The sequence below is a fragment of the Ruegeria sp. D3 genome (assembly GCF_056534465.1).
Genome location: NZ_JBQFPK010000019.1, coordinates 1 through 19958, shown reverse-complemented (window position 1 = coordinate 19958; position 19958 = coordinate 1). Strand labels below are relative to the sequence as shown.

30 protein-coding genes are annotated in these 19958 nt (G+C 55.0%); 4 read left to right on the top strand and 26 right to left on the bottom strand.

Features of this window, described 5'->3' with window-relative positions; all coding sequences use genetic code 11:
• Positions 1-141: 141 nt before the first annotated feature.
• From rpmD to rpmC, 11 genes are all read right to left on the bottom strand, one after another.
• Complete coding sequence (gene rpmD / locus ACR0DX_RS20565) at positions 142-330, bottom strand: 50S ribosomal protein L30 (protein WP_074736195.1); 189 nt, start codon at positions 328-330, stop codon at positions 142-144.
• A 13-nt stretch (positions 331-343) separates the two neighbouring features.
• Positions 344-907: a 30S ribosomal protein S5 gene (gene rpsE / locus ACR0DX_RS20560; protein ID WP_170356677.1), complete on the bottom strand. Its 564-nt coding sequence runs from the start codon at positions 905-907 to the stop codon at positions 344-346.
• 116 nt (positions 908-1023) lie between these two features.
• Positions 1024-1383 carry a 50S ribosomal protein L18 gene (gene rplR / locus ACR0DX_RS20555; protein ID WP_170356678.1) on the bottom strand — a complete coding sequence of 120 codons (360 nt, stop codon included), beginning with the start codon at positions 1381-1383 and terminating at the stop codon, positions 1024-1026.
• Between the two features lie 11 nt (positions 1384-1394).
• Positions 1395-1928 carry a 50S ribosomal protein L6 gene (rplF, locus tag ACR0DX_RS20550; protein WP_170356679.1) on the bottom strand — a complete coding sequence of 178 codons (534 nt, stop codon included), beginning with the start codon at positions 1926-1928 and terminating at the stop codon, positions 1395-1397.
• A gap of 11 nt (positions 1929-1939) precedes the next feature.
• A complete protein-coding gene (gene rpsH, locus ACR0DX_RS20545; protein WP_039523381.1) occupies positions 1940-2332 on the bottom strand; it encodes a 30S ribosomal protein S8 in 393 nt (130 codons plus the stop codon).
• 13 nt (positions 2333-2345) lie between these two features.
• Positions 2346-2651 carry a 30S ribosomal protein S14 gene (gene rpsN / locus ACR0DX_RS20540; RefSeq protein ID WP_068340744.1) on the bottom strand — a complete coding sequence of 102 codons (306 nt, stop codon included), beginning with the start codon at positions 2649-2651 and terminating at the stop codon, positions 2346-2348.
• 19 nt (positions 2652-2670) lie between these two features.
• Positions 2671-3231: a 50S ribosomal protein L5 gene (gene rplE / locus ACR0DX_RS20535; RefSeq protein WP_170356680.1), complete on the bottom strand. Its 561-nt coding sequence runs from the start codon at positions 3229-3231 to the stop codon at positions 2671-2673.
• On the bottom strand, positions 3224-3535 hold the full coding sequence (gene rplX, locus ACR0DX_RS20530; RefSeq protein ID WP_170356681.1) for a 50S ribosomal protein L24: 312 nt from the start codon (positions 3533-3535) through the stop codon (positions 3224-3226). The genes rplE and rplX overlap by 8 nt, the downstream gene beginning before the upstream one ends.
• Positions 3536-3537: 2 nt before the next feature.
• On the bottom strand, positions 3538-3906 hold the full coding sequence (rplN, locus tag ACR0DX_RS20525) for a 50S ribosomal protein L14 (protein WP_008757934.1): 369 nt from the start codon (positions 3904-3906) through the stop codon (positions 3538-3540).
• 76 nt (positions 3907-3982) lie between these two features.
• Entirely contained in the window at positions 3983-4213 is a 231-nt protein-coding gene (gene rpsQ, locus ACR0DX_RS20520; protein WP_170356682.1) for a 30S ribosomal protein S17, read from the bottom strand.
• Between the two features lie 4 nt (positions 4214-4217).
• Positions 4218-4424 (bottom strand): 50S ribosomal protein L29, encoded by a 207-nt coding sequence (gene rpmC / locus ACR0DX_RS20515; protein ID WP_010437082.1) that lies wholly within the window; start codon positions 4422-4424, stop codon positions 4218-4220.
• A gap of 428 nt (positions 4425-4852) precedes the next feature.
• Here rpmC and ACR0DX_RS20510 point away from each other — a divergent pair, with 428 nt between their 5' ends.
• A complete protein-coding gene (locus tag ACR0DX_RS20510; RefSeq protein WP_480847237.1) occupies positions 4853-5869 on the top strand; it encodes a cytochrome-c peroxidase in 1017 nt (338 codons plus the stop codon).
• Positions 5870-6288: 419 nt separating this feature from the next.
• Complete coding sequence (locus ACR0DX_RS20505) at positions 6289-7212, top strand: response regulator (protein ID WP_170356684.1); 924 nt, start codon at positions 6289-6291, stop codon at positions 7210-7212.
• 24 nt (positions 7213-7236) lie between these two features.
• Here the strand turns inward: ACR0DX_RS20505 and ACR0DX_RS20500 are convergent, their stop codons facing one another.
• The 7 genes from ACR0DX_RS20500 to rplB form a co-directional block, all read right to left on the bottom strand.
• Positions 7237-7857 (bottom strand): 2OG-Fe(II) oxygenase family protein, encoded by a 621-nt coding sequence (locus ACR0DX_RS20500; protein ID WP_170356685.1) that lies wholly within the window; start codon positions 7855-7857, stop codon positions 7237-7239.
• A gap of 40 nt (positions 7858-7897) precedes the next feature.
• The gene (locus tag ACR0DX_RS20495; RefSeq protein ID WP_170356686.1) at positions 7898-8446 is read right to left on the bottom strand and encodes an amino acid synthesis family protein; all 549 of its coding nucleotides are present in this window, start codon (positions 8444-8446) and stop codon (positions 7898-7900) included.
• A 154-nt stretch (positions 8447-8600) separates the two neighbouring features.
• A complete protein-coding gene (gene rplP / locus ACR0DX_RS20490) occupies positions 8601-9014 on the bottom strand; it encodes a 50S ribosomal protein L16 (protein ID WP_058283513.1) in 414 nt (137 codons plus the stop codon).
• A 12-nt stretch (positions 9015-9026) separates the two neighbouring features.
• Positions 9027-9737 carry a 30S ribosomal protein S3 gene (rpsC, locus tag ACR0DX_RS20485; RefSeq protein WP_170356687.1) on the bottom strand — a complete coding sequence of 237 codons (711 nt, stop codon included), beginning with the start codon at positions 9735-9737 and terminating at the stop codon, positions 9027-9029.
• Positions 9737-10117, bottom strand: a complete 381-nt coding sequence (rplV, locus tag ACR0DX_RS20480; protein ID WP_039538267.1) for a 50S ribosomal protein L22 — start codon at positions 10115-10117, stop codon at positions 9737-9739. The genes rpsC and rplV overlap by 1 nt, the downstream gene beginning before the upstream one ends.
• Before the next feature lie 3 nt (positions 10118-10120).
• On the bottom strand, positions 10121-10399 hold the full coding sequence (gene rpsS, locus ACR0DX_RS20475) for a 30S ribosomal protein S19 (RefSeq protein WP_005980699.1): 279 nt from the start codon (positions 10397-10399) through the stop codon (positions 10121-10123).
• Between the two features lie 3 nt (positions 10400-10402).
• A complete protein-coding gene (rplB, locus tag ACR0DX_RS20470; protein WP_170356688.1) occupies positions 10403-11245 on the bottom strand; it encodes a 50S ribosomal protein L2 in 843 nt (280 codons plus the stop codon).
• Positions 11246-11609: 364 nt separating this feature from the next.
• On the opposite strand from rplB, the gene ACR0DX_RS20465 reads away from it, so the two are divergent.
• Positions 11610-12350 carry a heparin lyase I family protein gene (locus tag ACR0DX_RS20465; RefSeq protein WP_170356689.1) on the top strand — a complete coding sequence of 247 codons (741 nt, stop codon included), beginning with the start codon at positions 11610-11612 and terminating at the stop codon, positions 12348-12350.
• 299 nt (positions 12351-12649) lie between these two features.
• On the opposite strand, the gene ACR0DX_RS20460 is transcribed toward ACR0DX_RS20465, so the two are convergent.
• From ACR0DX_RS20460 to ACR0DX_RS20435, 6 genes are all read right to left on the bottom strand, one after another.
• Complete coding sequence (locus ACR0DX_RS20460) at positions 12650-13684, bottom strand: fatty acid desaturase (RefSeq protein WP_480847210.1); 1035 nt, start codon at positions 13682-13684, stop codon at positions 12650-12652.
• 166 nt (positions 13685-13850) lie between these two features.
• Positions 13851-14147 carry a 50S ribosomal protein L23 gene (locus tag ACR0DX_RS20455; protein WP_008757532.1) on the bottom strand — a complete coding sequence of 99 codons (297 nt, stop codon included), beginning with the start codon at positions 14145-14147 and terminating at the stop codon, positions 13851-13853.
• Positions 14144-14761: a 50S ribosomal protein L4 gene (gene rplD, locus ACR0DX_RS20450; RefSeq protein WP_008756644.1), complete on the bottom strand. Its 618-nt coding sequence runs from the start codon at positions 14759-14761 to the stop codon at positions 14144-14146. The genes ACR0DX_RS20455 and rplD overlap by 4 nt, the downstream gene beginning before the upstream one ends.
• Positions 14758-15483 (bottom strand): 50S ribosomal protein L3, encoded by a 726-nt coding sequence (rplC, locus tag ACR0DX_RS20445; protein WP_170356691.1) that lies wholly within the window; start codon positions 15481-15483, stop codon positions 14758-14760. The genes rplD and rplC overlap by 4 nt, the downstream gene beginning before the upstream one ends.
• 18 nt (positions 15484-15501) lie before the next feature.
• Complete coding sequence (rpsJ, locus tag ACR0DX_RS20440) at positions 15502-15816, bottom strand: 30S ribosomal protein S10 (RefSeq protein WP_008756422.1); 315 nt, start codon at positions 15814-15816, stop codon at positions 15502-15504.
• 380 nt (positions 15817-16196) lie between these two features.
• A complete protein-coding gene (locus ACR0DX_RS20435; RefSeq protein ID WP_170356692.1) occupies positions 16197-16376 on the bottom strand; it encodes a hypothetical protein in 180 nt (59 codons plus the stop codon).
• Positions 16377-16903: 527 nt separating this feature from the next.
• Between ACR0DX_RS20435 and ACR0DX_RS20430 the strand changes: the two genes are divergently transcribed.
• Positions 16904-17569, top strand: a complete 666-nt coding sequence (locus tag ACR0DX_RS20430) for a YrbL family protein (RefSeq protein ID WP_170353651.1) — start codon at positions 16904-16906, stop codon at positions 17567-17569.
• A gap of 303 nt (positions 17570-17872) precedes the next feature.
• On the opposite strand, the gene ACR0DX_RS20425 is transcribed toward ACR0DX_RS20430, so the two are convergent.
• A complete protein-coding gene (locus ACR0DX_RS20425) occupies positions 17873-19162 on the bottom strand; it encodes a hypothetical protein (RefSeq protein ID WP_170527811.1) in 1290 nt (429 codons plus the stop codon).
• A gap of 704 nt (positions 19163-19866) precedes the next feature.
• The coding region (locus ACR0DX_RS20420) for an EF-Tu C-terminal domain-related protein (RefSeq protein WP_480495899.1) at positions 19867-19958 on the bottom strand (92 nt) is incomplete at its 5' end.

The window sequence follows — 19958 nt, the reverse complement described above, 5'->3', positions numbered from 1 at the left end:
GCAAGGCCTCAAGAAATCGGCGGGTTTAAGGTAGGGCTTTCTTTAAACTTCTGTTGCCGCATTGGGCTCAAAGCAGACATATATTACAAAAAAAACGCCCCCAAAAATCGGAGGCGTTTCTTTGTTCGATAGAACTCGCGCTCAGCCGCGCTCTTCGATGATCTCAACCAGATGCGGGATCTTGTTGACCATGCCGCGGACCGAAGGCGTATCCTCCAGCTCACGGGTGCGGTGCATCTTGTTCAGGCCCAGACCGATCAGGGTTGCGCGCTGTTCGGCGGGGCGGCGGATCGGGGAACCGATCTGCTTGACGACGATGGTTTTTGCCATGGTACGCTACTCCTTACGCTTCGGCTTCAGCCGGTGCTTCGTCCCGCTTTGGCAGGATGTCAGCAACTTTTTTGCCACGACGTGCGGCGACCGAACGCGGGCTCTGCTCTTTCTGCAGGCCGTTGATGGTGGCGCGGATCATGTTGTACGGGTTCTGCGAGCCCAGCGACTTGGACACAACGTCCTTAACGCCCAGCATTTCGAACACGGCACGCATCGGACCACCGGCGATGATACCAGTACCTTCAGGTGCGGTGCGCATAACCACTTTACCAGCGCCGTGACGGCCCTCGATGTCGTGGTGCAGAGTACGACCTTCGCGCAGTTGCACGCGGATCATCTGACGCTTGGCTTGTTCAGTCGCCTTACGGATGGCTTCAGGTACTTCCTTCGCTTTACCTTTGCCAAAGCCGACACGGCCTTTCTGATCGCCCACAACCACCAAAGCGGCGAAGCCAAAGCGCTTACCACCTTTTACGGTTTTCGACACGCGGTTGATTGCGACCAGACGATCTGCAAATTCCGGTGCTTCTTCACGGTCGCGGCCACGGCCCCGACGGTTTTCACGTTCTGCCATTTGGCATCCCTTTTCTCATGTGGCGCATACGGCGCCGTTTGCTTCAATCCAAGTGAGCCCCGACTGTTGCCGAGGCCCCCGGATCATCGGGGCGGATCGAAACCCGCCCGCAAGTCTTAGATCTTCAGACCACCTTCACGAGCGGCGTCGGCAACTGCCTTCACCTTGCCGTGAAACAGGAAGCCACCACGATCGAAATAGGCCTCTTCGACGCCCGCCTTCTTGGCACGCTCGGCGATGGCCGCGCCCACTTTGGTGGCCGCTTCGACGTTGTTCTTGCCAACAACACCCAGATCTTTTTCCAGGGTCGAGGCTGCGGCCAGGGTCACGCCACGAACGTCGTCGATCAGCTGAACGCTGATGTTCTTGTTCGAACGGTGAACCGACAGGCGTACGCGGCCCGCGTTGACTTTGCGAAGTTTGTTCCGAACGCGCAGGCGGCGCTTCAGAAACAGGGTTCTTTTGCTGTTTGCCATTGTCTGCGTCCTTACTTCTTCTTGCCTTCCTTGCGGAAGATGAACTCGCCCTTATAGCGGATGCCTTTGCCTTTATACGGCTCGGGACGGCGCCATTCGCGGATTTTGGCCGCGACTTCGCCCACCTGCTGCTGGTCGATACCTTCCACAACGATCTCGGTCTGCTTCGGCGCGGTGATGGTGACACCTTCCGGAGCAGTGAAATCAACGTCGTGGCTGTAACCCAGGTTCAGCTTCAGGGTGTTGCCCTGCATCTGAGCCCGGTAACCAACACCCTGGATCTCCAGCTCTTTTTTGAAGCCCTGGGTCACACCGGTTACCAGATTGGCAACCATGGTGCGGCTCATGCCCCACTGCTGGCGGGCACGCTTGGACATGCCACGAGGGTTGATTTGCACAACGTTGTCTTCAACCGACAGCGTGACGTCATCAGTTGCGGTGAAGCTGCGGGTGCCTTTCGGACCTTTTACTTCGATGGTCTGACCCGACACAGAGGCGGAAACGCCGCTGGGCAGCTCGACCGGTTTTTTACCAATACGAGACATTGCAGACCTCCTTAGAAGACGGTGCAGAGCACTTCGCCGCCAACATTGTTGGAGCGAGCGTTCTGGTCCGACATCACACCTTTCGGAGTGCTGACAATCGACACGCCCAGACCCTGACGGACCTGCGGGATGTCATTGACGCCCATGTATACGCGACGACCGGGTTTCGAAACCCGCTTCAGTTCGCGAATGACAGGGGTGCCTTCGTAGTATTTCAGGCTGATTTCGATGGCCGGATGACCGTTTTCACCGGTCGTCTTTTCATAGCCACGGATATAACCTTCGTCCGCCAGCACGTCCAGAACCCAACCGCGCAGCTTGGATGCGGGGGTGGAAACGGTGGACTTGCCGCGCATTTGCGCGTTGCGGATACGGGTGAGCATATCGCCGATAGGATCATTCATATCTATGTCTCCCTTACCAGCTCGATTTCACCATGCCGGGGATCTGACCAGCAGAACCCAGCTCGCGCAGCGCGATACGGCTGACCTTCAGCTTACGGTAGTAAGCGTGGGGACGACCGGTCAGCTGACAACGGTTGTGCAGACGGGTAGCCGAGCTGTTGCGCGGCAGTTTCGCCAGTTTCAGACGCGCTTTGAAACGCTCTTCCATCGGGCGGCTCTCGTCATTCGCGATTTCTTTCAGCTCGGCACGCTTTGCGGCATATTTGGCCACCAGGCGTTCGCGCTTCTTTTCGCGTTCGATCATTGCTTTTTTAGCCATGTCTCAATCCTCGCGGCGCTTAAGCGTTGAAGGGCATGTTGAAAGCTTTCAACAGGCTCTTTGCTTCAGCGTCGGTTTTCGCTGTGGTGGCAATTACGATATCCAGGCCCCAGACCTCGTCGACCTTGTCGAAGTCGATTTCCGGGAACACGATGTGCTCTTTCATGCCCATGGCAAAGTTGCCCTGACCATCGAAAGACGGCTTAACACCGCGGAAGTCACGAACGCGCGGCAGCGCGATGGTGATCAGGCGATCCAGGAATTCGTACATCCGGTCACCGCGCAAGGTCACTTTCGCGCCCAGCGGCATGTCTTCACGGACGCGGAAACCCGCGATCGACTTCTTCGCCTTGGTTGCAACGGCCTTTTGACCAGCAATCGCAGTCAGATCTTCGACAGCAGCTTTCGCTTTCTTCGAGTCTTTGACCGCCTCAGCACCACAACCGATGTTCAGAACGATTTTGTCCAGCTTGGGCAGCTGCATGTCGTTCTTGTAGCCGAACTCTTCTTTCAGAGCGGCACGGATGGTTTCAACGTACTGAGCTTTCAGACGCGGGGTGTAGGTTGCGGAATCAAGCATCGATCACGTCCCCTGTGGTCTTGGCGAAGCGCACCTTCTTGTCACCTTCCATGCGGAAGCCAACGCGGGTTGCTTTGCCGTTTTTGTCCAGCAGCGCCAGGTTCGACAGTTGGATCGGGTTTGCCTGAGGCAGACGACCACCTTGCGAAGTTTGCGACTGACGGGTGTGACGGATGGCAATGTTGATGCCTTCGACAACAGCTTTACCGGCTTTGGGGTCAACCGAGGAAATGGTTCCCTCTTTGCCCTTGTCCTTACCGGCCAGCACGACGACCTTGTCGCCTTTGCGGAGTTTAGCAGCCATGATTAAAGCACCTCCGGAGCCAGCGAGATGATTTTCATGAAGTTCTTGCCGCGCAGTTCGCGAACAACGGGGCCAAAGATACGGGTACCTACGGGCTCGTTGTTGTTGTTCAGAATGACGGCGGCGTTGCGATCAAAGCGGATCGCGGTGCCGTCTTCGCGACGGACTTCCTTGGCGGTGCGTACGACGACGGCCTTGCGGACGTCACCTTTCTTTACGCGGCCGCGCGGGATGGCTTCCTTCACCGAGACGACAATGATGTCGCCAACGGAGGCGTATTTACGCTTGGAACCACCCAGGACCTTGATGCACTGAACTCGGCGTGCGCCGGAGTTGTCAGCGACATCCAGATTGGTCTGCATCTGGATCATGTGGTTTCTCCCGACCTGTGGGGGCTGGTCTCATTAGATCCCCCAGGGTTTCGACAAATGGAAAAATCCCGGAGGCTTACGCTTCCAGAACTTCCCAACGTTTCGTCTTCGATTTCGGCGCGCATTCGATGATGCGTACGGTGTCGCCGACCTTGAAGGCGTTCTTTTCATCGTGAGCCCGGTATTTTTTGGACTTACGGATGGTTTTCTTCAGAACCGGATGTGTAAAGCGGCGCTCTACCTGAACGGTTACGGTCTGTTCGTTGGCGTCGCTGGTCACGGTGCCTTGCAGGATACGCTTGGGCATCTGATTACTCCTCGGATGCCGCTGCAGCGGCCTTTTCGTTCAGAATGGTTTTGACACGGGCGGCATTGCGGCGGGCCGCTTTGATGCCGGCAGTGTTTTCCAGCTGACCGGTTGCCTGTTGAAAGCGCAGGTTAAAGCTTTCTTTCTTCAGGTTGGCCAGTTCCTCGCGGAGCTGGTCCGGGGTCTTGTCACGCAGTTCTTGGGCGTTCATCGCCTTTTTCCTTTGCTCAAAACACCAGAAGGCCCCCTGACAGGGTCACCTTGGACCTGGTGGATGAATGATAGACATACGAATCGCCCGACAACGCCGGGAGATCGCAGGATGCCGCCGTATAAGGGTTTAGGGGATAGGTGGCAAGAGGAAGTTTGAGCTATCGACAGTTGTCAGACTTCGGCGAGTCCTTAACCCAACTAACACGTCCGGGCTACCCGAATACCGGCGGACATGACACCGGTATTTACCCGTTCCTAAGAAAACACCAGAGCAAATTAGAAGAAGTCTAAAATTGTGCCGCGCAGCCAGTTTAGAATTGATCTAAATCAAAGTGCCTGACTCAAAGTAAACTAAATAGTTCAGCAGGGAGATTACAGTTATTGGAGCAAACAATGAAACTGAAATCCAGCCTCACTCATGCAGCAATGATCACGGTCTTGGCTACAGGTGCTCAGGCGAATGACTTGCGCAACGAAGCGCTTGATATTTTTGAACCCCTGCCCTCGACCATACCTGCGGTGAATGATAACCCGATCACTGTCGAAAAGATCGAGTTGGGCAAAGCCTTGTTTTTCGATCCGCGCATGTCCGCATCGGGTGTGTTCTCGTGCAACTCATGCCACAATCTGGCGACTGGCGGGGACGACAACCTTGAAACCTCGATCGGGCACGGCTGGCAACGTGGCCCGCGCAACTCCCCCACTGCCCTGAACTCGGTTTTCAACGAAGCGCAGTTCTGGGATGGGCGCGCCGAAGACTTGGCCGCGCAGGCGAAAGGCCCGGTTCAGGCCGGTGTCGAAATGGCCAACACACCGGATAATCTGGTGCAAACGCTAAATTCGATGCCGCAATATGTGGAGTGGTTCTCTGAATCATTCGAAGGTGAAGAAGACCCGGTAAACTTTGACAATTTTGCCAAGGCCATCGAAGCATTCGAAGCCACCCTTATCACTCCTGCCCCGTTCGACGCCTGGTTGAACGGTGACGACAACGCCATGACCCAAGAGCAGCTGGCCGGTCTGTCCCAATTCATGGACATGGGCTGCGCCGCCTGCCACTCGGGCGTCAATGTCGGCGGTAGCGGGTACTACCCCTTCGGTCTGATCGAAAAACCCGGCGCGGATGTTCTGCCCGTCGGCGATAAAGGCCGCTTTGCCGTGACTGAGACCGTGGACGACGAATATGTGTTCCGCGCGGCACCTTTGCGGAACGTCGCATTGACTGCACCCTATTTCCACTCAGGCAAAGTATGGGACCTGAAAGTCGCGGTTCAGATCATGGCCGAGTCGCAACTGGGTGAGGAACTGGGCGACAACGAAGCCAACCAGATCGTTGCCTTTCTGGAAAGCCTGACCGGCACTTTGCCTGAAGTAACTTATCCGGTGCTGCCGGCCGAGACGGCGACGATCCCCCGCCCTTCGGGCGAGATCATCGCCGAATAAACACCTAAGGCAGGCCTAACGGCCTGCCTTTTAACCTTAAAGACCAGACGACCCCTGAGCATGCCACCTTGGACATAGCGGATGCATGATAACACCAAGAGACCGCAGTATGCTGCCGCGCAAGGTATTAGCGGATAGCTTGCAAGGGAAAGCTCATTCTCCCACTCACCCAGTCTGTCGCGATGGCGATATGCATGGCCTTTTCACCCGATAGTGATAAGAAAATCCGCAATGGCAGGCGCTATGCCTAAAATACATCTTTTCAGTCCGGCAATTTTGACGGTACCATCTTGAAGCAATAACACTTTAAGTTGCACCAACTTTCAAAACAGCATTCAGCGTCGCATCCATTTGTGACCACATAGAATTAACAAAATTTGAGTTCAGCCTAAGACCGCCAACCATACAGGAGGTTTGCAATGAGAGTTCTTTTAGTCGACGACGATATGGACATCTTGAAGGTGCTTTCGCTTGAGCTGGCTTCGAATGGAAGTTTCACTGTAGAGACAGCATCGTCCGCGATTCAGGGCTTGGAAAAAATCGCTCACGCTGACCGTCCGTTTGATTTGTTCCTTCTGGACATTCAAATGCCCAAAATGACCGGGGTCGAGCTATGCCGCCGGATTCGATCTTTGCCTGACTATCGTTACGCGCCGATCATCATGGTCACTGCGATGTCGGACAAGAAACATGTTGACGATGCCTTTGCCGCAGGGGCGACAGATTATGTAAACAAGCCGGTGGACTTCGATGACCTGCAACTACGCGTCAAGCACGCATTGCAGTCATCGGCGCGTGTTGAACGACTTGACACGACTTCGCAAAACATGACCAAAGCCGTTGCCCTCAGCGACGCAATAACAATCGACGATGTAGATGGGGTTCTAAAAGTACATTCTTTTGAAAACTACCTGACGCATCTTGGCAGGCTGAAGTTCCGGGCGACCAAGCTGCAAATCCTGACAGTTACAAATATCGCGTCCATCTACGAAAGATGCACATCACAGGAATTTATTGACGAAGTGACCGATATCGCTGAGTGCATCTCAGACGCACTTTGCGATCATGCGCCGATGATCACCTATTTCGGACGGGGAATCTTCGGTATCGCCACTCATGGACATTACGTTGATTCCATCGTCAACGTTTCAGACAATATCCGCCGTCAGATTTTGGAAACCGGGTTGGTGTTCCGGGACGGCAGCCCCGTGCACGTTGAATTTGACGTCATCGGAATTGGCCGCAAAACCTTTTTGTCGCCCCACACCCAAGTGGCGTTCGTCGACCGTATGATCGGAGAACTGAAAACAGCCGCTCAATCAGATGAGCCCCTTTTTCAATAAGCGTGGGATGTCACGCTTTCGACGTTATTCCCACTTGTAGTTGAAGCTGACGCTGATGCGTTCTTCTTCGGCCATGTTTATTGGCACTTCGTGGCGCAGCCAGCTTTCCCAAAGCAGCACGTCCCCGACTTGCGGCTTCATATAGATAAATGGCTGCAAATCCCGCCGCCCGCCTTTGACCCGCGTCGGCGCAGCCATCATGCGGCCCGAGCGGGGGTCTTCCAGTTTCAGCGCACTCGCCCCTTCGGGCATGGAAACATAGGTCGTGCCCGAGATTACGCTGTGCGGATGCAGGTGGCTGGAATGCATTCCGCCCTCGGGCAGGATGTTGATCCACAGGTCTTCCAGCTTCAGCGCGCCCTCGCCCAGATCGAACTCCAGATCCTTGGCAAAGGCGGCGACGTGCTGGTCCAGCGCAGCGACCAAATCGGCGAACATCGGAAACCGCCACGGCAAATCGGTCAGCGAGGCGTAACTGGTGTAGCCGGGATAGCCGTTTTCTTCACACCATTCCTGTCCGGCCTCATCATCCTCGGCGATGACAAGGCATGAGCTTTCCAATTCCTGGGCGTCGATCTTCGGATCGAACTCGGAGAGGGACGCGCGGTAGAGACGGGTTACGAAGAGTGATTCAATCTGTGCCATGGGCCGGGCATACCCCAGTGTTTTCGGCAAGGCCAGTCGATTAGCCTTTGACGGGCCCTTTGCCACAGCGTGGAATCGGGCGACCGCCATCGGCATAGGCGAGGCACAGAACGATCTCATCCGGTTTAGGTGCGTCCGGGATGTTCAACGTCATCGTGTCGAAATGGTCGAACGACCAAGGGTTGTCCTTGTGCCCCAGCGGCAGATCAATCGCGCAACCCGGCGCGCCCAGCTTGGCGTTCGAAGGGATCACGGCGTCTCCTCCGCCAGCTGCCGCGCGCATGGGCGCGCCAAGCTTGGGATGGATCACCGCCCCGCCCTGTTCAAGATCGCCGTTTATGCCGATGATCGTTGCCTTGCCGTAGGATACCGGAGCACCGTCCAGTTGGGATATCGCTTCGGAAGCGAGGTCCGGGCCAAGAAGCGCGCCAATCTCAAACAACTCTGAAAGGTCATCCGCCTGACAGCTGGCCAGAGGGTTCGTGAACACCGCCAGCGCAGCAACTCGGCTGATCGGATCGCATGGCTGGCCCAACTGATCGGTGGTTATGATTTCCTTGACGAACATTTTTTTGCGCAACTGAACCATAGGGCCCTCCCATTTCTACCGGGCAGCCTAGGGGCGCAGTGAGACGAGGTCGACGGTTTTTACGGCCCTTAATTTCACAAGCGCAACAGAAAACCCCCGTCGGTTTCCCGACGGGGGTCAATCTTGTCACGAACAGGGCCTAAGCCCCGATCGCTTACCAGTCTTCGCGAACCACGACGCGGGTCTTGATCGGCAGCTTCATCGCAGCCAGGCGCAGGGCCTCGCGGGCGATGTCGTCATTGACGCCGTCGATCTCGAACATCACGCGGCCAGGCTTGACTTTGCATGCCCAGCGGTCGACCGAACCTTTACCTTTACCCATACGAACTTCGATCGGCTTTGCAGTGACCGGAGTGTCGGGGAAGATGCGGATCCAAACACGGCCCTGACGCTTCATATGACGTGTCATGGCACGACGTGCAGCTTCGATTTGGCGTGCAGTTACACGCTCAGGCTCAAGAGCTTTCAGGCCGTAGGTGCCAAAGTTCAGATCAGAGCCGCCTTTGGCGAGACCCTTGATCCGGCCTTTGTGCATCTTGCGGAATTTAGTACGCTTTGGTTGAAGCATATCTTTCCCTCCTTAGCGACGACCGCCACCAGCACCACGAGGTGCAGGGCCGTCCTGGAGTTCCTGTGCTTTACGGTCACGTGCCTGCGGATCGTGTTCCATGATCTCACCTTTGAAGATCCAGACCTTGATCCCGATGATCCCGTAGGGGGTCATCGCTTCGGCATGTGCGTAATCGATGTCGGCACGCAGAGTGTGCAGAGGCACGCGGCCTTCGCGGTACCACTCGGTCCGTGCGATTTCAGCGCCGCCCAGACGACCAGCGACGTTCACCCGGATACCCAGGGCGCCCATGCGCATGGCATTCTGAACCGACCGCTTCATTGCGCGACGGAACGAAACACGACGTTCCAGCTGCTGAGCGATGGACTCGGCAACCAGCTGCGCGTCAAGCTCGGGCTTGCGCACTTCGACGATGTTCAGGTGCAGTTCGCTGTCTGTCATCAGGGCGATCTTCTTGCGCAGAACTTCAATGTCCGCGCCTTTCTTGCCGATGATGACACCCGGACGTGCTGTGTGGATCGTAACGCGGCACTTTTTGTGCGGACGTTCGATGATCACACGGGCGATACCGGCCTGCTTGCACTCTTTGTTGATGAACTCACGGATCTTGAGGTCTTCCAGCAGAAGATCACCGTAGTCCTTGGTGTCGGCGTACCAGCGGCTGTCCCAGGTGCGGTTGACCTGCAGGCGCATGCCGATCGGATTTACTTTATGACCCATTAGGCTTGCTCCTCAACTTGACGCACCTTGATGGTGATCTCCGAGAACGGCTTCATGATCTTGCCGAAACGACCACGGGCACGCGGACGACCGCGCTTCATGACCAGGTTCTTGCCAACCCATGCTTCGGCGACGATCAGTTCGTCAACATCCAGGTTGTGGTTGTTTTCGGCATTCGCGATTGCGGATTGCAGGCACTTCTTGACGTCCTGCGCGACACGCTTGTTGCTGAAAGTCAGGTCGGTCAGAGCCTTCTCAACTTTCTTGCCGCGGATCATTTGCGCAACCAGGTTCAGTTTCTGCGGGCTGGTGCGAAGCATGCGCGTTTTCGCCATTGCTTCGTTTTCAGCCACGCGGCGGGGGTTCTTTTCCTTGCCCATGACTTACTTCCGCTTCGCTTTTTTGTCTGCGGCGTGGCCATAATAGGTACGGGTCGGCGAGTATTCACCGAACTTCTGACCGATCATGTCTTCCGAGACGTTGACGGGGATATGTTTCTGACCGTTGTACACACCAAATGTCAGACCCACGAACTGGGGCAGAATGGTGGAACGACGCGACCAGATTTTGATGACTTCGTTGCGGCCCGACTCGCGCGCTGCTTCGGCTTTTTTCAGCACGTAAGCATCGACGAAAGGACCCTTCCAAACAGAGCGAGACATGGATTAACGTCCCTTCTTCTTGGCGTGCCGCGAGCGGATGATCAGCTTCTGGGACGCTTTGTTCTTGTTGCGGGTACGCTTACCCTTGGTGTCCTTACCCCAAGGTGTAACCGGTGTACGGCCACCCGAGGTACGACCTTCACCACCACCGTGCGGGTGATCGATCGGGTTCATTGCAACACCACGAACCGACGGACGCACGCCTTTGTGGCGCATACGACCGGCTTTACCGAGGTTTTGGTTGCTGTTGTCGGGGTTGGACACGGCACCAACGGTGGCCATGCATTCCTGACGGACCATGCGCAGCTCGCCCGAGCTCAGACGGATCTGAGCGTAGCCGCCATCGCGACCAACGAACTGAGCGTAAGTACCGGCCGCACGTGCGATCTGACCGCCTTTGCCGGGCTTCATCTCGATGTTGTGGACGATGGTACCGATCGGCATGCCCGAGAACGGCATTGCGTTGCCCGGCTTGATGTCGGCTTTTGCCGACGCGATGACTTTGTCACCAACAGCCAGACGCTGCGGAGCCAGGATATATGCCTGCTCGCCGTCTTCGTATTTTACCAGTGCGATGAATGCGGTCCGGTTCGGGTCATATTCGATCCGCTCGACGGTTGCCGCGACATCAAATTTATTACGTTTGAAGTCAACGATCCGGTAGAGACGCTTTGCGCCACCGCCGCGGCGGCGTGAAGTGATCCGTCCGGTGTTGTTCCGGCCGCCCGATTTAGTCAAACCCTCTGTGAGAGACTTGACCGGACGTCCTTTCCAAAGCTCCGAACGGTCGATCAGCACCAGCCCGCGCTGGCCCGGCGTCGTCGGCTTGTACGACTTGAGTGCCATGCTTTCTGTCTTCCGTTTAGCAAGTGCAGGGGGTTTCCCTGCTATGTGATAGGCCCCCGTAGGTGCCAAGGGTATAGGGCCCCGAAGGTCCCCGGTTACAAATATCAGAGGCCCCGGAACGAATCCGAGGCCGCAAGATTGGGAGCGTTTAGCAGTGTTGGGGGTGGGTGTCTATAGGGGAATCTTGTTCAAGTCTTAGGCTGCAGGCACAGATCGCAATGTGGACTAAAGCGCGCCTAAGTTTCTCTGTTTAGTCATGCCCTAAAGAATCGGGCTGAAGAGGGAGCACCTTCAAGGAATAGGTTGCCAGATCTGATTTTGGGTTTCTAAATGACGAATTGATATTTTTCAGGAGGAATTATTTATGGATCGCAGGGTTTTCATTAAGGCGGTTTGTTTAGGCGCAGTTGGTTTGGCTGGACAGTTTCCACTTTTTGCTTCTGCCCAAGAAATCCGCCAAACGATTAAGCGAGTATCCAATTCCGTTGGAAAAAGCCGCCGTGTTCGAATCGAGGGTGAGAAAGCGTGGCATTTCACATTGACCCCGAAGGGTAGAGAAAGCGAAATCGCCGCGGAAGCTTCTGGTCGCCAGCGCGAAGAGCTTAGAGATTACTCTAGTAGCGCACGCGGAACTGTAATTTATAAACTTCAATTCATGCTTCCAAACATAGATGATCCAAATGGGCAGCTCGAAGCCAAGTTTATTTTTTTTCAACTCAAGCCCCGTGACAAGCGAGGGGTTGGGTTCAATCCTTACCTCACTGTCGAGATACCAAAAAACTATCGGAGCCAGGGTCCAAAAGTAGATTTCGAATTTCAGGATGGAAAGGTTCGCGAAGTTCGCTCAGGCAAACCAGTGAGCCCGAACAGATGGCACGCTCTGGAAGTAATCGTTAAGTGGAGTGCCCAGCGTGACGGTTTTGCAGACGTTAAACTGGATGGCAGGACCATTGCACGTCACGATGGCTTCACTGGTCCTGATATCGGCGACCCATTACCTAACTTTGGCATCTACCGGTCACATCTTAACAACGTCGATCCTTCACGATTAGAAACTATCAACTTATATGTTCGTAGATATAGTGTGGAGCGCATAGCCAACTAGTACCCTCGGCGGCAGTCTGTACCACCGGGGCCAAAATAGAAGTAGCATCCGATACCGCTGCAACATTTTGGCTGAAAAAATTTGTTTAACCAAGCGCGGAACGCGGCAGAAGGTCGCCGCGCCAGCGACTGCCCGTCCCGGCGGGCTAGCGCTTTGGGGACATTTGCGCCTCGCTAAAAGTTCGGATGTATTGGCACCATAAAGCGCCCTGATCGACCGTTGCAGTGCCATCCCACGGGCAGTCTTCAGCGCGTGTCATAGCTTTGTATGGGTAAGTCAGGTCAGAAGCGACATGCCCCTTACCCATAAAGCGCCCGCGCCTCGGCGAAGGACAACAGGCGACGGCTCTTTTCGTCCCACAAGTGCAACCGCGCATTGGCGAGGCTTTCGCGGATGGTCATCCGGTTGCTGTTGGCCAGCTCATCATGATCGCGCAACACTTCGGTCAGGCGGTAGAACGGGATGCGACTGTACAGATGGTGCACATGGTGGATGCCGATATTGGCGCTGAACCACTGCAATACGGTTGGCAGAATGTAGTGCGAACTGCCGTGGAGGGCGGCCTCGTGCAATTGCCAGTCCTTATCGGGATCCCATTGCGTCTCTTCGAACTGGTGCTGCACGTAAAACAGCCAGACACCCGCTATCGCGGCCAGCAGGGTCGATGGCAGGAAGATCAGTAGCAACGGCATCACACCGCCGAAATAGTATATGGCCAGCAGAGCCAGAAGGATTGCCAGATTGGTGGCCATGGCACTGATCCAGAATTTCAGGAGACCCGTTAGGCCAAGCGGTAGGCGGTTCTGCAGCAGAAACAGGTAGCCGGGCCCTAAGCCAAACAAGGTGACCGGGTGGCGGTAGACCCGATACCAAAACCGGTTTAGAGGCGTCAAAGCCAGATACTCTGCCACGGTCAGAGTGTGGATATCGCCCATCCCGCGCTTGTCCAGATTACCCGCGCTGTTGTGATGGGTAGAATGCGTACGACGCCAGACATCATAAGGCGTCAGGGTCAGTACACCGATCACCCGACCGGTCCAGTCGCTGAGCATCCGGTTGCTGAAGAACGCCCCGTGTCCACAATCATGCTGGATCGCAAACAGACGCAGCAGAAAGGCTGCGTTGAGAACTGCAATGGCAAAAGCCAGCCAGTAGCTGATCGACAGTGACATCCACGACAGCGCCCATAAGGCAATAAATGGCACGATGCTGACGCCAAGCTCGAACGCGCTACGCAACTGGTTCGGCTCTCGATATTTGGCCAGTGTCGACACCCAATCCCGCGCTGCGGTCACTTGCGGATTGCCCGGATTCGGTTTGATGGAATGTGTCATGCGCCTGCCGTGTTTTCTATCTTCAACCGGATAACCTTCTGACCCGGCGTCGCAAGCGATTTATGCAATTGGCCTTTTAATCCGAGGTCAAATTTATGTGTCGCCGCCATACAAAAAAACCCCCGCTTTCGCGGGGGTCTTCCATTCTTTCCATAGACCGTTCCGATCAGAGACCGGTAGATACGTCGATGGTGTTACCCTCTTCCAGGGTCACATATGCTTTTTTGACGTCTTTCCGACGACCCAGCTGGCCGCGGAACCGCTTGACCTTGCCTTTGGTCACGGTGGTGTTCACCGCTTTGACCTTCACACCAAACAGCGCCTCAACGGCCTCTTTGATCTGCGGCTTGTTGCTGTCGATCGCCACTTCAAAGACAACCGCGCCGTTCTCGGACGCCATGGTCGACTTCTCAGTAATGATCGGCTTGCGGATCACGTCGTAGTGTTCTGCCTTCGCGCTCATTTCAGACGAGCCTCCAGTGCTTCGACAGCCGCTTTGGTGAGCACCAGAGTGTCACGCTTGAGGATGTCATAGACGTTTGCGCCCATCGACGGCAGGATATCCAGACCTTCGATGTTCTTGGACGCTTTCAGGAACCCTTCGTTCACGGTCGCGCCGTCGATGACCAGAGCACGTTTCCAGCCCAGGTTTGCAACCTGTTTGGCCAGAGCGGCGGTCTTGCCTTCGGCTTCGGCGTTCTCGATCACAACCAGTTCACCTGCTTTGGCTTTGGCCGACAGAGCATGGCGCAGGCCAAGCTTGCGGAACTTCTTGGGCAGGTCGTGGCCGTGCGAGCGTACGACGGGGCCTTTGTAGATACCACCACCACGGAAGATCGGCGCGTTGCGGTCACCGTGGCGTGCGCCACCGGTGCCCTTTTGGCGATAGATCTTCTTGGTCGAGTAGCTGGTTTCCGAGCGGGTCTTGACCTTGTGGGTGCCGGCCTGCGCGTTGTTGCGCTGCCAACGGACCACACGGTGCAGAATGTCCGCGCGCGGCTCGAGACCGAACAGATCGGCGTTCAGCTCGATGTCGCCGGCTTTGCCGCCGTCCAGTTTGATTACATCAAGTTTCATGCTTCACCACCTTCCGCGGGAGCTTCTTCCGCAGGTGCTTCGGTTGCAGCCGATTTCACAGCAGCCGGGAAAGGCAGGCCTTCCGGTGCTTTCTTCTTCACGGCGTCCTTGACGGTGACCCAGCCCGATTTCGGTCCGGGAACGGCGCCTTTGATGAAGACCAGGTTCCGGTCGGCGTCGGTTTTGACGACTTCCAGGTTCTGGGTGGTAACACGGGCAGCACCCATGTGACCGGCCATCTTCTTGCCTTTGAAAACCTTGCCCGGATCCTGACACTGACCGGTCGAACCGTGCGAACGGTGGCTGATCGAAACACCGTGCGAGGCGCGCAGACCACCAAAGTTCCAACGCTTCATCGCACCGGCAAAGCCTTTACCGATCGAGGTGCCCGAAACGTCAACTTTCTGACCTTCCAGGAAGTGTTCTGCCGAAATCTCGGCACCCACTTCGATCAGGCCATCTTCCGACACACGGAACTCGGCCAGCTTACGCTTGGGCTCGACCTTTGCAGCAGCATAGTGACCGCGCATAGCTTTCGAGGTGCGTTTTGCTTTGGCAGCACCAGCACCCAGCTGAACGGCGGTGTAGCCGTCTTTGTCAGCGGTACGCTGGGCAACAACCTGCAAGTTGTCCAGGTGAAGAACGGTCACAGGGATCTGCTTGCCGTCTTCCATGAACAGGCGGGTCATGCCAACTTTTTTTGCGATAATACCAGAGCGCATAATCTATACCCTCCGATCTTACGACTGCAGCTTGATCTCGACGTCCACACCAGCAGCGAGGTCGAGCTTCATCAGCGCGTCAACGGTCTGGGGGGTCGGATCAACGATGTCGAGCAGACGCTTGTGCGTACGGATCTCGAACTGGTCGCGGGATTTCTTGTCAACGTGAGGGCCACGGAGAACCGTGAACTTCTCAATCTTGTTCGGCAGCGGGATCGGGCCGCGCACGTTAGCGCCGGTCCGCTTGGCAGTGTTGACGATCTCTTGCGTGCTGGCATCCAGAACGCGATAGTCAAATGCCTTCAGCCGAATACGGATGTTTTGGCTTTGCATAGATACAGCCTTTTATCAGGCGTTGAGGTTGAGAGGAGGACAGACGCGCATCGCCAACCCTCTTCGAACCCAAAAGGCGGGAATCACCCCGCCTTGACGTTCTTATCGAGAACTCGCGCGTATTAGTTGGGTTGGTGGGGTTTGGCAAGGGGTTTGTTGGCCTTGTTGGACCTAAAAGGGCGACAGGAGCCGGCGCCAAAAACCAGTCTTTAGATTGAACTTCGCAACGATAGTGCGCAGCAGGACTACGAATGAGCTAAACAGCCCGCGCGCGACAATCATTGAGCCTAAGAAAACCAAAATGACACTTGATGGATTTCACCCCACGCAACGACTAGCACGAAGCTTGACGGTAGTTATTTTAGCCGCGCGTTTACGCGTCAGGCTCTGTTAGGCAACTCCGCAAGCGTGACTTTGAACCGCTTACGCTCGCGGCAAAAGTCGCTGTTATCACACTCGATTTCCTGATCGTCGCCTCCAAGTATGGCGGTGCGCATGTCCTCCAAATCCTTGCTGTGAAGGATTTGCGTTCCATAGTTCAAGAATTCAAAACCAAACATGATTTCCTCCTGGTTACTTCAGCGGTTCGCTAGATACACGCCCCACTTTTTGTTTCATTTCATATGTGGGTTTCCTGTCTTTGCGTGAGGTGGACGTAGGATTAAGAAGCCTCAATCCGTTTCAGTTCTTGGGCGACGGCGGGCATTCTAAGCATTTGCTCCCTTCGAACACATTCAGATTCACCTCGGAAATGCTTCGCCAAAAACGAAAAAGGCCGCCCCTTTTGGGACCAAGGCCCTATAGGTAAATGTTGAAAGAGGTTGAGAGTTCAGCCTCTTTCCTTTTGTGCTCAGATTGAGAAGTTCGAAAATTGCCGCCAACTATCAGACGTTCGATTTTGGTGCAGCGAAGGACCGCTTCGAGCCCCAAGTGGACGTCAAGAACGGGCAAGTCCGCCACTTCATTGGCTAGCAGCCATCTCGCCGCTGGAAACAAAAAACGCAGTATTTTACTTTGAGGACGGTTCTTTACTTCTGTCATAAAACCGTCATACGCACTTGCAAAACACTGAGCTATGAGGTGCAGCATGCTGACGCTGAGCAATAAGCCTGTGATTGCCCAGGGCAATCGTCAGCATATCTATGAACACCCGAACGAACCGTCCCTTCTGGTGAAGTTGCCGCAGCCGGGCACGTACGACGCACATGGACAACTCCCGGACGTCAGTTGGATCGAACGCCGCTTTCGCCGTGCCACCATGTACAATGGTTTTCTGCGCGAGTTTCGCGAGTATTTGGAACTAAAAGCTCGCAAACAAGAACCCGGCGCGCTACTGCCAATTTGCGAAGTGCATGGAACGATGCCAACTGATTTAGGTCTAGGACTGGTGTACGAGCGCATTTCAGATCCTGATGGTAATTTGTCACCGACCCTCGGTGACATTATCCGAGCGGGTCGCTTAAATACCCTGCACTTGAAATTGCTTAAAGATTTTTTTGATGCGTTGATGGAAAACCACGTCGTGATTAGCAACAAGAACCTTGAGAACATCGTATTCCAAACGCAAGGAGATGGCTTGGGCAGGTTTGTCTGGATAGACAGTTTTGGCTGCAAACAGCTTGTTCCACTGCGAAAGTGGTTGAAATGGTCAAACACTCGCGGTTTGAACAAGGTGCGTGATTCTGTTGTCGGTCAAGCAGAAGCAGCTCTGGCGCGAAGTAACGAAGCAAGTGGAAATTCACATTTTGTGTGACCGTGGCTTGCATATGACCCCGACGCGCGAGGTAGCTTCAGTGTGAGCACTCAGACAACTCCGCGTATCGCCTTCCAGCGCAATAACTGGCCGCAATATTCGTAGGGAGATGTTTTGTTGCGGACTAAGCCGACATCGAAGTCATACTCAAAATTCCGAATGTCGAGGATGAATATTTCGCCAATTGCTTTGCTACTTTAGGCGGAATACTATTTCCGGTAACTCGGTACTAATGACTGTTAAGTCCGCAGAGCAGCCTTAGCGTAACGCAAAAACGAACGGCGTTTTTTTTGCTTGCCGAGTTCAGAAACTGAAGAGATCCCGATCATACACAAAGCCCTTTGCAATACCGAGTTTCATAGCTGGGCTCTTGTGTTCTTTTACCATGAGGTCGGTGTAGTTATGGGCAAACCTCAGGATATCCACCAGCTTCATGACCATGACCGGATTGTAGTACTGCTTGTAGTACCACAGGCTTTTGCGGCCCGAGGTTGACAAACCACGCTCAAATCCCATGACCTTGGTCCGTGCCCGAGCGTGATACATGTCCACCGGATGCGTTCCCGCCCGAACTGCGAACTGTGCCATCTGGGCAAAATCTAATCGTGTTGGGTCAGTGCGGAAAATCACCCGCTTATGCGGCTCGTTGATGAAGTGGAACGGATAGTGAATGCCGGCCGATTCAGACTGACCGGTATGATCCATTAGGAGCGCCCTGATGTCGGAGAGCGCCACATTGCCAAAGGAGGCTTCCAAAAGGTACTCCATGGCGCCGTCCTGTGGTCTGGAGACAGCCTGATCACCGTCTCCAGGCAAGTACCCTGCCTGACGCATCAAATACTCCACGCGCTCTAATTCCTTGTTACCATCAGCCACAAACCCCAGGCGTCGCGGATGGCTTTCATTCTTTGCCATGGTGACGTCTGCAATCCGCACCAATCTCTTCTGCACTTCATTTTTGAACACAGCCAAAAAGGCTGAAGAGACACCCGTATCGCGGTCAACTGAAAAGTTCAGCAGTCGATACTTCCGACCGATCTTCTTCTTGAGCAGCATGATATGTGCAAACTCGGCCGCGTCTTGTCGAACCCTAGCGGCCATCTCAAGGAGCCTGATATCGTCATCAAGTTCTCTTGGCTTTTTGTTACGGTGCCACCTACTTGATTTTGGGTTGGTCGCCTTGTGTCGCTTGCAAATGTACTCGATGTACTCACTGGCAAACCAAATCCGAGCGTTCTCCCGCATAGAACGAGGCTTTTCTTTGTCTCCGACAATATCCATCGCCTTTTCGACGGCAAGCGGGTGAACGTCAGGATCAACATCTGTTGTAGACGCAATGACATACTTGCTGTCGCTGTGGACGGTGCACATGTGGCGCACTTCTACAAGTTTACGAATACCTCTGTCGGGCCAGTTCACCTGAAGGATTTGTGTGTCCGTGGCGAAGTGAGGACTATCCCCTTCAAATACTTCGGGCAGTCGCTTCTCCCGATCTGCCGCAAAGGCTTGGCATTGCTCGTGGATGAAGTCGATCTTCGAATAGACTTCCGGAAGTGATGTATCGAGTACTCGTGAGATAGCTGAAAGCGTCACGCCATTAACCAGCGATCTAAAGACTTTACCATTTAGGTCACTACGCTTATGTCGCCTCGTCGAGCGACCAATCGAAAAGGTCTTCTTACACGCTTTGCACTGATATCTTGGATCTCCTTTGGCCGTCTTACCAAACTTTCGATACCGGCTCGGCATGAGCCCAACGGTCGCTCCATGATTGATACATGCAACACTCGGACAACTTTCACGTTTTGTTCTTCTATTCAGGCGGGAGAGCCTTGCGTATTCTTCCGCCAATGCCTTGTTGGATTTGAGGATGCTAGACCGTCCGCAACTTGGGCAAATATAGGTGCGCTCACCTCCAGACCCGGAGACCTTGCCCCGCGCCAAGTTCGAACCAGGGTTAGCTGGTCGGCCGCGCCCATCTCGTGGGTCAGGTAATACGCCGTAAAGGTCACAAAGTGGATTGCGGCAAAAATTGACTGAGAAGCCGCCAGGCAGGCGAGGAAGCCGAGTTCTCATTTTGTTCGCAGATTTTTGCGAAGCTTTCTTGGGGTCCGGCATGTCACAAGCTCTTATTTCTAAACGAAAACGACCAGCAGGTTAGCTGCTGGTCGATAGCTCGTCAACATTTACCTATAGTGGCTTGCTTTTGGGACGGCCTTCTTTAATTCACCCGAGTTGCTCTCGGCAGATTTTCCCCTGGAAAATCGCCTGCCGCAACCAGGCGCGGCAAGCGCGCCCTACTCAGTGATTTTCGACACAACACCGGCGCCGACGGTGCGGCCGCCTTCGCGGATCGCGAAGCGCAGGCCCTGCTCCATCGCGATCGGCG

Coding starts and splice junctions, on each gene's coding strand:
- rpmD (WP_074736195.1), bottom strand. CDS start 330: ATGGCAAAAACCATCGTCGTCAAGCAGATCGGTTCCCCGATCCGCCGC.
- rpsE (WP_170356677.1), bottom strand. CDS start 907: ATGGCAGAACGTGAAAACCGTCGGGGCCGTGGCCGCGACCGTGAAGAA.
- rplR (WP_170356678.1), bottom strand. CDS start 1,383: ATGGCAAACAGCAAAAGAACCCTGTTTCTGAAGCGCCGCCTGCGCGTT.
- rplF (WP_170356679.1), bottom strand. CDS start 1,928: ATGTCTCGTATTGGTAAAAAACCGGTCGAGCTGCCCAGCGGCGTTTCC.
- rpsH (WP_039523381.1), bottom strand. CDS start 2,332: ATGAATGATCCTATCGGCGATATGCTCACCCGTATCCGCAACGCGCAA.
- rpsN (WP_068340744.1), bottom strand. CDS start 2,651: ATGGCTAAAAAAGCAATGATCGAACGCGAAAAGAAGCGCGAACGCCTG.
- rplE (WP_170356680.1), bottom strand. CDS start 3,231: ATGCTTGATTCCGCAACCTACACCCCGCGTCTGAAAGCTCAGTACGTT.
- rplX (WP_170356681.1), bottom strand. CDS start 3,535: ATGGCTGCTAAACTCCGCAAAGGCGACAAGGTCGTCGTGCTGGCCGGT.
- rplN (WP_008757934.1), bottom strand. CDS start 3,906: ATGATCCAGATGCAGACCAATCTGGATGTCGCTGACAACTCCGGCGCA.
- rpsQ (WP_170356682.1), bottom strand. CDS start 4,213: ATGCCCAAGCGTATCCTGCAAGGCACCGTGACCAGCGACGCCAACGAA.
- rpmC (WP_010437082.1), bottom strand. CDS start 4,424: ATGAACGCCCAAGAACTGCGTGACAAGACCCCGGACCAGCTCCGCGAG.
- ACR0DX_RS20510 (WP_480847237.1), top strand. CDS start 4,853: ATGATCACGGTCTTGGCTACAGGTGCTCAGGCGAATGACTTGCGCAAC.
- ACR0DX_RS20505 (WP_170356684.1), top strand. CDS start 6,289: ATGAGAGTTCTTTTAGTCGACGACGATATGGACATCTTGAAGGTGCTT.
- ACR0DX_RS20500 (WP_170356685.1), bottom strand. CDS start 7,857: ATGGCACAGATTGAATCACTCTTCGTAACCCGTCTCTACCGCGCGTCC.
- ACR0DX_RS20495 (WP_170356686.1), bottom strand. CDS start 8,446: ATGGTTCAGTTGCGCAAAAAAATGTTCGTCAAGGAAATCATAACCACC.
- rplP (WP_058283513.1), bottom strand. CDS start 9,014: ATGCTTCAACCAAAGCGTACTAAATTCCGCAAGATGCACAAAGGCCGG.
- rpsC (WP_170356687.1), bottom strand. CDS start 9,737: ATGGGTCATAAAGTAAATCCGATCGGCATGCGCCTGCAGGTCAACCGC.
- rplV (WP_039538267.1), bottom strand. CDS start 10,117: ATGGGCAAGGAAAAGAACCCCCGCCGCGTGGCTGAAAACGAAGCAATG.
- rpsS (WP_005980699.1), bottom strand. CDS start 10,399: ATGTCTCGCTCTGTTTGGAAGGGTCCTTTCGTCGATGCTTACGTGCTG.
- rplB (WP_170356688.1), bottom strand. CDS start 11,245: ATGGCACTCAAGTCGTACAAGCCGACGACGCCGGGCCAGCGCGGGCTG.
- ACR0DX_RS20465 (WP_170356689.1), top strand. CDS start 11,610: ATGGATCGCAGGGTTTTCATTAAGGCGGTTTGTTTAGGCGCAGTTGGT.
- ACR0DX_RS20460 (WP_480847210.1), bottom strand. CDS start 13,684: ATGACACATTCCATCAAACCGAATCCGGGCAATCCGCAAGTGACCGCA.
- ACR0DX_RS20455 (WP_008757532.1), bottom strand. CDS start 14,147: ATGAGCGCGAAGGCAGAACACTACGACGTGATCCGCAAGCCGATCATT.
- rplD (WP_008756644.1), bottom strand. CDS start 14,761: ATGAAACTTGATGTAATCAAACTGGACGGCGGCAAAGCCGGCGACATC.
- rplC (WP_170356691.1), bottom strand. CDS start 15,483: ATGCGCTCTGGTATTATCGCAAAAAAAGTTGGCATGACCCGCCTGTTC.
- rpsJ (WP_008756422.1), bottom strand. CDS start 15,816: ATGCAAAGCCAAAACATCCGTATTCGGCTGAAGGCATTTGACTATCGC.
- ACR0DX_RS20435 (WP_170356692.1), bottom strand. CDS start 16,376: ATGTTTGGTTTTGAATTCTTGAACTATGGAACGCAAATCCTTCACAGC.
- ACR0DX_RS20430 (WP_170353651.1), top strand. CDS start 16,904: ATGCTGACGCTGAGCAATAAGCCTGTGATTGCCCAGGGCAATCGTCAG.